The following is an 11,636-nucleotide window of genomic DNA, read 5'->3' on the forward strand; positions in this document are numbered from 1 at the left end:
ATCGACGACGGCCAGGTCCGGACCGTATACGACGCTATCAACCACAGACCACGCAAACGCCACGGCTACAGGACACCCTGGGAAATCCACCATTCAACAACGTTGCACTTGCTCTGAAAATTCAAGTCAGAAAACGTGGGCTTTCCGGCGCTTGCAGCATCGCCACTACGAATACGGCTGCAGGAACAGCGCCGATGCCCAGCATCCAGCGCCAGCCAAGGTTGATATCCCACGCTATGTCGCCGTGCGAGGCAATGACATAGTTGATGATATTGGTCATGAAAATGCCACACACCGCCAGCATCTGATAGGAGAACGCTAGGGTGCCGCGGATATGCGTGGGCGCGGATTCGGTGATATAGGTCACCGCCAACGCCGCCGCAAGCCCGATGCCGATGCCGCCGATTGATCGTGCCGCGATCAGTGTGAACGGATCAATCGCCAAGGCGCTGAGCAGCGAGGCGAAGAAGAACAGGGTGCCTCCGGCGATGAGCACGCACCTGCGGCCATACTGGTCGGCAAGGAATCCTGCGAACATGGCGCCAAGAATGCCGCCGAACATAATCGACGACATAATGGTGCCCTCTAACAGGGTGCCAAGATGGTAGCGCAAGTGCAGAAAATCGATTGCACCTGAAATCGATACCGTATCGTAGCCATACAATAAACCCGCCAGACCGGCGCTAAGCGCCAGCCCAAACGTATATCGCCCGGAACCACGCGATTGCGTTAGTTCTCCCAGCGGATTGGACTGCTTGTTTGCCGCTTGGAACGGACCCGTCATATGCTCTTCCTCTCCACCACGCATCAACGGAGCCAACTGTCATATCCTAGCCGGTTAGGCGTACGGGCAAAACAGCTTCGGCGGGTTTAGCCGTTTTCTCGCGATTGCGCGGACTTATCAACCCATGCGCATGGGCGCGCGGTACTCTGGAATCAGACATCGACCAAACCATTCAATCCAAGGAGTTCGTTATGACCAATACCCATACCAATCCGGCCGGCGTGCCGGATATCGCACTTGCCGACGGCCACGCCATCCCCCAGATCGGCCTAGGTGTGCTGCGCATCGATGACGAAGGCGTGGTGCCCGTGGTAGAAAGCGCTCTCGAAGCCGGCTACCGTCATATCGATGGCGCCGCAGGATACAACAACGAAGCCGGCGTCGGCCGTGCGCTCGCGACAACCGGCTACAACACCGGAGCAGCGCGCGAAAGCCTGTGGGTCACCACCAAACTACGTGACTCGCAGCAAGGCTACGATTCGGCGCTAAAAGCCTTCGACGATTCCCTGAACCTGCTGCAGCTTGACTATGTGGATATGTATATGATCCACTGGCCCACTCCGTTCAACTGGCGATCCGGCGAAACCTGGAAGGCCTTGGCACGCCTGCGTGAAGAGGGACGTGCAAAAAGCCTTGGCGTATGCAACTTCATGCCGGAACATCTGGAACGACTGCATGAGGAAACCGGCGAATGGCCAGTTGTGAACCAGGTCGAACTGCACCCCACTTGGCAGCAGCGTGAAGTGGTGCGATTCTGCAAGGCGCACGGCATTGCCGTCGAAGCCTATTCTCCGATGGCGCGCGGTGCCGACCTCAATGCCGGCAATGGCACCATCGAACGCATCGCCCAAGCCCATGGCGTAAGCCCGGCGCAGGCGATTCTGCGCTGGCATATCGAAAACGGCACCATTATCATTCCCAAGTCCGTGCACGCCGCGCGACAGCAGGAGAACCTTGATCTGTTCGGCTTCGCGCTCACCGCTGAGGAACATGCGGCCATTGATGCACTTGACGGCCCCACCCGCGCCGGCCACGACCCTCTCACCTTCACCTATGCGTAAGTCCGCCGCCCGCTTTCGCCGTCGCGCGGTCAACCCATCCGGCCCGCTGGAACGCATATTAATTCTGCTGGTGCTGGCCGCCATTATCGGTGTCAGCGCAGGACTGCTGCTGCCGCAGGCCAGCACCACCGTCGGCAAAGTAGTTGGCAACTACACGGCGACCGGTTCCGCAGCGGATACGCTTGCAGGGCTTGCTGTGAACGACAATCCCGATGCCTCCGGATACGACCGCGACTCCTTCGCCTTTCGCGAATACGATGCCGACGGCAACGGCTGCGATACACGAGAGGATATCCTCGCCCGCGACCTGACCGAAGTACAACTGAAGGCCGGCGACGCATGCACCGTGGTATCCGGCGAGCTTGCCGACCCCTACACCGGCCAGACCATTCACTTTGTACGCGGGCGAAGCACCAGCGCCGCCGTGCAAATCGACCATGTAGTGGCGCTGGAAAACGCCTGGCAGTCCGGCGCACGAGATTGGGATAGCCAGACACGTCGCGAATTTGCCAACGACCCCTACAACCTGCTGGCGGTTGACGGGCCATCCAACAGCGAAAAGGGATCGTCCTCCGCCGCCTACTGGCTGCCCACCAATAGCGCATATCGTTGCGACTATGTGGCCAGACAAATCGGCGTCAAAGACAAATACCAGCTCACCGTCACCAGTGCAGAACGTGATGCTATGCTGGCGGTGCTCCACACCTGCCCGGGGCAGGCCGTGCCCCAGCAATAATGGCGAATGTCATGAGTAAACGCCATGTGCGAACGTCATGAGTGAACGATTCGTTGGCTTGTTAACAAATCCGCGCTATAACTAAGCCCCGGTATGACCAGACAAGACAACACACAAGAAGATGACCGGCACATGTCGGAACACGATATGACACAAGAACAAACACAGGGGCAGGTTCAGGTACAGCAGACGCAGCAGATGCAAGGACATCGGCACGGCCATGCGCTCGCCGGCATGCTGGGGCCGGCCTTCGTGGCCGCCGTGGCGTATGTGGATCCGGGCAATGTGGCAGCCAATATCACCTCAGGCGCACGCTACGGCTACCTGCTGGTGTGGGTGCTGGTACTTGCCAATATGATGAGCGTGCTGATTCAATACCAGTCCGCCAAACTTGGCATCGTCACCGGCAAATCGCTGCCTGAACTGCTGGGCGAGCGCATGAGCGACGCCGGACGATTCATGTTCTTCATGCAAGCCGAAGTCATCGCCATCGCCACCGATCTGGCCGAACTTATCGGCGGTGCCATCGCGCTGAATCTGTTGTTTGGGCTGCCGCTATTCCTCGGCGGCTGCATTATCGGTGCGGTATCCACCGTACTATTGATGTTCGAAGGCGGCAAAACCCATCGATTGTTCGAAAAAATCGTTATCGCACTGCTGCTGGTGATCACCCTCGGCTTCATCGCCGGCCTGTTCATTGCGCCGCCGAATCCTGCTGATGTGGCGGCTGGTCTGATTCCGCGCTTCACCACCACCGATTCGGTGCTTATGGCCTCTTCGATGCTGGGGGCCACGGTAATGCCGCATGCGATTTATCTGCATTCCACACTGGTGAACGACCATTACGCCGGCGGTGAGGCCAAACCCACCGTCAAACGTCTGCTCGACGGATCCAAAGTTGATGTGGTGTGGGCGCTTCTTATCGCCGGCACGGTGAATTTGAGTCTATTGATTCTTGCCGCGAACTCGCTGTATGGCATGAACGGCACCGATTCCATCGAAGGCGCGCAGCATGCCATTGTTGCAGTGCTGGGGCCGGTGATCGGCACGATTTTCTCCATCGGTCTGTTGGCTTCGTCCCTGAGCTCCACATCGGTGGGCACCTACGCCGGTTCGGAAATCATGCACGGACTGTTGAAGATCAAGGCACCGATGTGGGCCTGCCGTATAGTCACGCTGGTGCCGGGTTTGGTGGTGCTTTGGTTCGCGCCGAATCCCACGATGGCGCTGGTGATTGGCCAGGTGATTCTGTCCATCGGCATCCCGTTCGCCATCATCCCGCTGATGCGCTATACGCACGATCGGCAGCTGATGGGCCAGTGGGTGGACGGGCCCATCAAGCACGTGCTATTCATTGCTGTTGCGGCGCTGATTATCGCGCTGAATGTGGTGCTGATTGTGCTGACCTTGATTGGCAAGGCCTAACGTTTAGCTCAACCAAGGTCAGGCACAGGCACCGCAGAATACGGCCCCACACAGCAGAACAATTTGTTAGCGAGCGGTGCGGGCAGCGCGACGACGACGCAGAGCACGTAGCGAAATCACATCGCGTGTGCGACCCGCACCATCGCCCTTGACACCAAACAGCACCATCATCACCATAATGAGACACAGCAGCGCGGAGAAGCGCAGCGCCCACTGAATGCCGAAAATAGAAGCCTCAACGGCCGCAACGCCAGTGGACTGACGCCACATCTGCGCGCTTTCCATCAAAATCACCAGTACCGGCGCGCCAACAGCACCTGCAATCTGACGTGCCGTGTTGGTGACCGACGAACCGGCGGACACTTCATCCGGCCCCTGCAGGCAGTTCAACGACCACGTGGTAATCGGCATCAATACGAAACCCATGCCAATCTGGCGTATGAACTGGCAGATCGACACCCACCAAATCCATGTATCCATGGAAACCATCGACATACCCAGTGTGCCGATGGTGAGCACAATCGAACCGAACAGGGCGACCGGGCGCGCGCCGAAACGATCCATTGCGCGTCCACCGAAGAACTGGGAGACGCACTGGCCGATCGCGCCAGGCAGCATGATCAGGCCGGACATTGTGGCCGAAAACCCACGGTCGGTCTGAATATACAGCGGCATAATCACCAGGATCGACGAGAATGCGAAGAACGCCAGCGAGGCGGTGATCGTGCCGATGGTGAATGAACGATTCTTCAGCACCGTCAGATCAAGAAGCGGAGGCTGACCGGTACCTGCGCGATGCGCACGTCCACGACGAATCTGACGTGCCACGAACCATGCGATGCCAATAGCACCCACCAGCATCGGCACCCATGTCACCGGCGCGGTGAACCCATGGCTTTCCGAATTGGTGAAGCCGAACATCAATCCGCCGAAGCCGAAGACGGACAGCGCCACGGAGAAGAAGTCGGCGCGCGCCGACGGGTCGTGGGCGCCGAAATTATGCAGGCCGAAGAACGCTGCGACTAGGGACAGCACGCCGATAATGGTCATGGTCAAGAAGATTGAACGCCAGCCGTTCGCATCGGTCTGCCAGCCGCCCAGCGTCGGTCCGATAGCGGGAGCCACGCTCATGGCCATACCCACGGTGCCCATCGCAAAGCCGCGACGGGAAAGCGGATAAATGGAGAACACGGTGATTTGCAGCACCGGCCACATCACGCCGGTGCCGGCGGCCTCCAGCACACGGCCGATCAGAATCCAGACGAACGATGGGCCAAGCCATGCACACAGCGAACCCACGGTGAACACGGCCATTGAAACAATCACGATCTGACGCGTGGAAAAACGTCGGGTCAGGAACGCCGTCAACGGCACCATCACGCCCATCACCAGCTGGAACACGGAGGTAAGCCACTGGCCGGTGGTTACGGAGACATGGAACTCATCGACGATGATCGGTAGCGCAGAGCTCAACTGCAGCTGGGTGAAGTTGCCGACGAAGGTGATGAACGTCAATATGGCGATTGAGATGAAAGCCGTACGCGACAGTTTGCCGTCTGCATACGATTCTTCGCTGGACAGCACACGCTGCAATTCGCTGCGGCGGGCGGCAATACTGCTGCCGTGGCTATGGTTGCTGTTGCTGTTACCGCTGTTGCTGTTACCGCTGTTGTTGTCGTTGATAGTGCCGTTGTTGCCCTGCGATTGCTGCTGCTGTTTGTTGAATTCATTATCCGCGCCCATGCACATGCCACCTTCCTGTGCCCGGCCGCCTCGTGCATGCCTCTGCACGCCGCCAAAAAGCACCACAATACGCTATACCCAAGGGTGCCCGAATGTGATCGCCATCTTGATGCCGTAGCGATTCGCAGCGATTGCCCCATAGCGGACACTCCGATGATTCCCCCTAAATACATACCCCCCATTGCAACGAAGTTACGTATATGTTTAAAAGATGAAGCAGGGCGCTTCGGCTGTCGAAGCGCATCGAGTATAGTGCTAGTGAGCATACCCCCTTCGAGTGCGGGGGGATGTTGTTGTGGTGGTGCGTGGCTGCGGTACCGAGCCGTGCAGAAGAAAACGGGTGCAGAGAGAAGGAACCGTATGGATGTCGCACGGTCTGCTGGCAGTCAGCAGCGGCTTAGCGATCAACGTGAGAAACAGCTAAGCCGAGTCTTATATTGGCGCTTTTTCGTCAACATGGCATTGATGCTCGTTGATATGTCCATGTTCATTATCGCTGGCGCCACAGTGCTGAATCTACGCCATGAGAACGCGCCGTTCTATTCCTGGCGGTTTGGATTCACGCTGGACACCACGGTGTATCTCGTGATTGTGGCGGCGTTCTGGATCTACGCCCTGCGCGAGGTCGGCGTTTATCACCGTCATATCATGGGCGATGGCTACCACCTCAATGCCTTGCTGGTCAAAGGCATGGTGGTGTGTTGGGTGATGCAGTGCACGCTCAACTTCTTCTTCAATTTCAGTCTGACGCTGGCCTCTCTGTCGTTGATGGTAATCGGAGGCTGGCTGCTGACGGTTATCGAACGGTATTTTTCCAGAATGTTCCTGACCCGCAGCCGTAGAAAAGGCCAATACGCGTATGCCACGGTGCTGGTCGGCTCTCCTGAGGGTATCGGTCGCATGCTGCGGTTCTTTGCCAAGCGCCAACAGCTGAATTACCGGCCGGTGGCAATCTGCCCGATTCGCCTCAACAAAGAAACAGGCATGATCGAACCGCTTGATCTTGCACAGGCTGGCAGCAAAGCCGTGGACGAGCAGATGCTCAAGTATTGGGGCAGCCGTCTGCCGATTGTGCAGTACAGCACCGATCACCTGGCCATGGATATCGTCAATCTTGACGCGCAGACCGTGATGGTATGCGACGTATTCGCACGGTATTCCGACAATTACAACATTTTCTCCGTGCGCATGGAGTCGCTGGGACTTGAGGTGGCGATGCTGGCCTCCGCCGCTGACATCGGCAACCATGAGATTCAGGTGCGCTCGATCCAGGGCGTGACGATTATCACCCAGCGCCTGCCGCAGTATTCGATTATGGCTCGCTTCTTTAAGCGCGTGTTCGATTTGGTGGTGTCCGGTTTGGCGATTCTGTGCTCCGCCATTATCACTGTGCCGGTTGCCATTGCCATCAAAGCCACCGACGGCGGTCCTATTTTCTATACGCAGACGCGCATCGGTTTGCGCGGCAAGCCGTTCAAGATGATCAAGTTCCGTTCAATGGTGGTGAACGCCGATGATCTCAAGCGCAAGCTTGCCGAGGAAACCGGGCAGACCAATCGTTTTATTTTCAAGATGAAGGATGATCCGCGCATCACCAAGGTGGGGCATTTCATCCGTCGGTTCTCCATCGACGAGCTGCCGCAGTTCCTGAACGTATTCAAAGGCGATATGTCCGTGGTCGGCCCGCGCCCGCCGCTGCCCGAGGAATATGCCATGTACAACCAGGTGTATGCCACGCGTATGCTGGTCAAGCCTGGCATCACCGGACCGTGGCAGGTTTCCGGTAGATCCGACTTGTCCGCCGAGGAATCCGAGGCATTGGACGTCGCCTATGTGCAGAATTGGTCGGTTATGGGAGACATTATTCTCATGTTCCGCACGGTTGGTGCCGTGCTGAGTCATAAGGGCGCATACTGATTCGTATGAAATCCACTTGGCGACCGATTCTGGATTATTTGCAACGCAATGATCGCAGTGAGATTTGGCTGTTACTAGCCATCGTCGCACTGCCGGTGGATGGCACCACGCTTGGTATTTATGCGCCATTCTGGAGTCCGATAAGTCCGGCGTTGTTCGCCGTGTATTGCGCCTGCAACTGGCGTTTGCTGCGCTTGACCATGCACCGGTATGCCACGCTGTTTGCCATACCGGTTGTCTTAGTGGTGTTGTCGATGCCCGGTTGGACGGTATTTGGTTTGCATGCCAATGCTGCGTTCATGAGTCTGACTGGTGTGCTTGGCGCGCTGTGCACGCTTGCCGCGTTGGATATTGCCTTTGAGCGTAAGCGGCTTGATTGGCGGCCATTGGTGGGATTGTTGATTGCCGCCTATTGGTTTGCGTTTGCCGTGGGCGTGGTGCAATGGGTGGCGATTCGGTTGGGGCTGACGCCAATCACCAACTATTTCCAGCATCTGATGTATAGGCCGTATCTGAACGCCGATTCGCCGTGGGGTGGCGGTCGTCCGCAATTCCTATTTGCCGAACCCAGCTATATCGGTATGCATCTGTTCGGCATATTACTGCCGTTGAGCTGGATGATGCGTACGCGCGACAGCATCTATGCCGCGCGGCTGCGGCATTTGATTGTGGTGTTCGCGGTCGGTGCGGTACTGATGCAGGCTGGCACCAGAATCGTCATCGACTCGGTGGTGGCGCTGATCGTGGTAATTGTGGAGAGCACCGTTTGGCATGAGCCGGCGAAGCGCCTCCGCGGCGTAGTGCAGTTGATTGGTGCAGGGCTGTTAGGAGTATGCGGGGTACTGGCCGACTCCCGCCTGCTATCGATCGCGCACCATGGTGCCGAAGGCGATGGCTCCTTCTTTGCGCGCATCTACCAATCGCTTGATCCGTTATGCGGCTTGCTTGCCCATCCGTGGACATTGCTGACCGGTTATGGTGCCGGCGGCATAGCCGATGCATGCCGGCAAGGTGCGAACCAGGCCGCATCAATACTGGATGGCATGGGCATGGATGGTGCCGCTGCGCTGAACTTCGCCAACAGTCACACACCGAACACGGTGTGGACCATGTGCGCCTACACCAGTTTTCTTGCCGAATACGGGCTGATTGGTCTTGCGCTGCTGATCGGCGCGATTATCCGACATATCAATGCTCGGCAGACTTGGAATAAAACAATGGTTTGTTGGCTGGTGCTGGTGGCCTATTTGTATATCCAGTGCGAAAACTATGCGTTTGCCGCCATCCCGCTACTGATTTGGGGTGCCGATCTTATTGGTGGCGCGACGCGTGCGCCTCATACGAGCGTTGCCGCTCCGGCTGAAGCGTAATTGTGCGGCATTGGCGCGCATGGGGCGATATGTGACTAATTGAATAGCGCGGTATCGTCGGCGGGGTATCCCAGTTGCAGGGCGCGGTAGGCGTGCTTGGCGGCCAAGGCGGCGAGTATGAGCAGCGTATTGGTGTCGGATTGCCCATCGGCGGTGTCGATTGCGGCGATTTCCGAGCGCGTGCAGTCCATTTCGACGGCTGCGGCAGTTGGCACGGATTGTCCGCTGGCAGCATCGTGAATGACAGCAGGGTTGTCCAGCAACTGATCGACGGCATACACCTTAAGCCGAGGATCCTGATACGTGCTGTCAATGCGCGATGCCAGCGACACCAGCTGTTGCGCAGCCGTTTTATGCATATCGCTAACCGTCAGCGTCGCACCGGAGGACGCATCACGCGCAGCCAGCACCTCGATGGCGAATCCGGCACGATCCTCCGCAACGGCAAACGCTCCCAACACATCGGTGGAGGTTGAGGCGTCGGTAACGCCATCCAAACGTGCGGATGACACCTCAGGAGCAGCCTGCCCCAGCTTGGAAGCCATCGCAGCCAATTGATACTTGCTTTGTGCGTTGCGCAGCACACCTTCGCCGAATCTGGCGGTGCATGTGGCAGCCACATCAATCCAAGCCAACGGCACGGATTGTGCCTTCAGATACCGAATCATCAATGGATCGGTGGGGGAATCGCCTGCGTTGCTTGGCACCGCATTGGCCAGTGTCAGGGCTTGCTCGCAGGGGCTCATCTGCCGCTCCGCTTCGGCTCTGCCAGCCAAGCGGGGCAATGTGGCGGAACAGGCGCTCAGCGAACACAATAAGCCCATGGCGCAGAGCGTTGCCAAGGTCTTGATAACCCTGTGCTGAAGCTGATAACGATGATGCTTCATACTCCCTGATGTGCGCGTGTTTGAGCATGGGGAGGAGAAGCGTGTCTGCATGGAAATCTACAATAATAGCAAACTGTGACCAATAAGGCCATGCGCCAACATAACTTCATAGGAGGTACGGATCGATGGAACTGGACCTGACCGGAATGCACAAGCTCGCAGCCGAGCAAGGAATCGACCCCGAGATGCTGGACGAGGCGTTGGCTGAGGCCCTGCGTCTTGCCTACCTCAAAACCCCCCACGCAGCCAAGCATGCCCGCATCGAGCTGGATGAGCGCGCCGGCAGCTTCACCGTATGGGCCGCTGATGAAATCCCCGTGGAGCCCACCGAAGACAATCCCCACCCCGCCCCCAAGCTTGGCGAGGAATATGACGATACTCCGCGCGACTTCGGCCGTCTTGCCGCAGCCACTGCACGTCAGGTCATCACCCAGCTGTTCCGCAAGGCCGAGGACGATAAGGTATTCGGTGCTTTCTCCGGTCAGAAGGGCCGCCTGATCACCGGTGTTGTGCAGCAGGATGCTTCCGATCCGGGCAATGTGCATGTCGCTGTGGGCGATGTCGAAGCCATTCTTCCGCGCCGCGAGCAGGTGCCGGGGGAGCGTTACCGTCACGGTGAGCGCATCCGCGTGTATGTGGTGAATGTGGCCCGTGGTCTGAAGGGGCCGGAAATTGTGGTCTCCCGCTCCCACCCGGAGCTGGTTCGCAAGCTGTTCGAGCGTGAAGTGCCGGAACTGGTGTCGGGTGCCGTGTCGATTATGGCAATCGCTCGTGAGGCTGGCGCTCGCACCAAGCTGGCGGTGAAGGCCAATGCCGAGGGCGTGAACCCGAAGGGTGCGCTGATCGGCCCCGGCGGTGCTCGCGTGCGTGCGGTGATGGAGAACCTGGGCAACGAGAAAATCGATATCGTTGATTATTCCGAGGATCCGGCTAAGTTCGTGGCCGCCGCACTGTCGCCGGCCGTGGCCACTGGTGTGCAGGTGATCAGCGAAAAGAATAAGACGGCCATCGCCTTCATCCATGACGATCAGCTGTCGTTGGCCATCGGCAAGGAAGGGCAGAACGCTCGTCTGGCAGCCAAGCTCACCGGCTGGAAGATCGGTATCGAATCCGCCGAAGCCCATGCCAAGAAGGTTGCTGCAGAACAGGCGCAAGCCGAGTAAAGCACGCTTATACCATCGTCGGCCGAAACAAGGCCGTGTTGATGCATCGATATGCCGCGAGCCGCATCGAAAGGTGCGGCTCGCGGCATATCAGCATATCCAGTGGCGTGAGTACCCTTATGTCCTGTATGTGGGTAGGCGCAGGATGCGCGAATATGCCCACACCAAGAGATGAGGTAACACGATCATGGTCGCACGATGAGACAGGGTAGGCTTGCCGTCATCAGCAATTGACCACGCCCATGCACGCGTGGTCACAGAATAGGAGTAATTAGTGGCGAAACCACGCGTATACGAACTGGCTAAGGACTTGAACGTCGACAGCAAAACCGTGCTTGAGAAGCTCAAGGACATGGGTGAATTTGTCAAGTCCGCTTCCTCGACGGTCGAACCTCCGGTGGTTCGTCGTCTGAAGGCCGCATTTGCGCAGCAGGGTGGCAAGGGCGCTGAGAAGCCTGCCTCTCCCGCAGCCAAGCCGGCCACCCCTCACCCCGCACCTGCGGCACCGAAGGCTCAGAACGCTCCCCGTCCGCATAAGCCGGCTGCCCCG

10 protein-coding genes and 1 pseudogene are annotated in these 11,636 nt (G+C 58.1%); 8 read left to right on the forward strand and 3 right to left on the reverse strand.

Features of this window, described 5'->3' with window-relative positions:
- A pseudogene (locus tag G1C95_RS12875) lies at positions 1 to 117 on the forward strand (IS30 family transposase); the annotation flags it as partial.
- Positions 118 to 121: 4 nt separating this feature from the next.
- On the opposite strand, the gene G1C95_RS12265 reads toward G1C95_RS12875, so the two are convergent.
- On the reverse strand, positions 122 to 784 hold the full coding sequence (locus tag G1C95_RS12265) for an MFS transporter (protein ID WP_169173242.1): 663 nt from the start codon (positions 782 to 784) through the stop codon (positions 122 to 124).
- A gap of 191 nt (positions 785 to 975) precedes the next feature.
- On the opposite strand from G1C95_RS12265, the gene G1C95_RS12270 reads away from it, so the two are divergent.
- The 3 genes from G1C95_RS12270 (at position 976) to G1C95_RS12280 (ending at position 4,006) form a co-directional block, all read left to right on the forward strand.
- Complete coding sequence (locus G1C95_RS12270; protein ID WP_169173243.1) at positions 976 to 1,845, forward strand: aldo/keto reductase; 870 nt, start codon at positions 976 to 978, stop codon at positions 1,843 to 1,845.
- Positions 1,838 to 2,581: an HNH endonuclease family protein gene (locus tag G1C95_RS12275; RefSeq protein ID WP_169173244.1), complete on the forward strand. Its 744-nt coding sequence runs from the start codon at positions 1,838 to 1,840 to the stop codon at positions 2,579 to 2,581. Before G1C95_RS12270 ends, G1C95_RS12275 begins: the two co-directional genes overlap by 8 nt.
- A gap of 198 nt (positions 2,582 to 2,779) precedes the next feature.
- The gene (locus G1C95_RS12280; protein WP_240947568.1) at positions 2,780 to 4,006 is read left to right on the forward strand and encodes an Nramp family divalent metal transporter; all 1,227 of its coding nucleotides are present in this window, start codon (positions 2,780 to 2,782) and stop codon (positions 4,004 to 4,006) included.
- Between the two features lie 66 nt (positions 4,007 to 4,072).
- On the opposite strand, the gene G1C95_RS12285 is transcribed toward G1C95_RS12280, so the two are convergent.
- Complete coding sequence (locus G1C95_RS12285; RefSeq protein ID WP_169173246.1) at positions 4,073 to 5,749, reverse strand: MDR family MFS transporter; 1,677 nt, start codon at positions 5,747 to 5,749, stop codon at positions 4,073 to 4,075.
- Between the two features lie 360 nt (positions 5,750 to 6,109).
- Here G1C95_RS12285 and G1C95_RS12290 point away from each other — a divergent pair, with 360 nt between their 5' ends.
- Positions 6,110 to 7,666 (forward strand): sugar transferase, encoded by a 1,557-nt coding sequence (locus tag G1C95_RS12290; protein ID WP_169173247.1) that lies wholly within the window; start codon positions 6,110 to 6,112, stop codon positions 7,664 to 7,666.
- 5 nt (positions 7,667 to 7,671) lie between these two features.
- Positions 7,672 to 9,036: a hypothetical protein gene (locus G1C95_RS12295; protein ID WP_169173248.1), complete on the forward strand. Its 1,365-nt coding sequence runs from the start codon at positions 7,672 to 7,674 to the stop codon at positions 9,034 to 9,036.
- Between the two features lie 35 nt (positions 9,037 to 9,071).
- Here the strand turns inward: G1C95_RS12295 and G1C95_RS12300 are convergent, their stop codons facing one another.
- Positions 9,072 to 9,782 carry a hypothetical protein gene (locus G1C95_RS12300; protein WP_169173251.1) on the reverse strand — a complete coding sequence of 237 codons (711 nt, stop codon included), beginning with the start codon at positions 9,780 to 9,782 and terminating at the stop codon, positions 9,072 to 9,074.
- Between the two features lie 266 nt (positions 9,783 to 10,048).
- Here G1C95_RS12300 and nusA point away from each other — a divergent pair, with 266 nt between their 5' ends.
- Together nusA and G1C95_RS12310 are read left to right on the forward strand one after the other, a co-directional pair.
- A complete protein-coding gene (nusA, locus tag G1C95_RS12305; protein WP_169173249.1) occupies positions 10,049 to 11,086 on the forward strand; it encodes a transcription termination factor NusA in 1,038 nt (345 codons plus the stop codon).
- Positions 11,087 to 11,360: 274 nt separating this feature from the next.
- A partial coding sequence (locus tag G1C95_RS12310) for a translation initiation factor IF-2 N-terminal domain-containing protein (protein ID WP_169173250.1) occupies positions 11,361 to 11,636 on the forward strand: 276 nt, incomplete at its 3' end.

The organism is Bifidobacterium oedipodis (genome assembly GCF_012932425.1).
In the GTDB taxonomy this organism is placed as follows: domain Bacteria; phylum Actinomycetota; class Actinomycetes; order Actinomycetales; family Bifidobacteriaceae; genus Bifidobacterium; species Bifidobacterium oedipodis.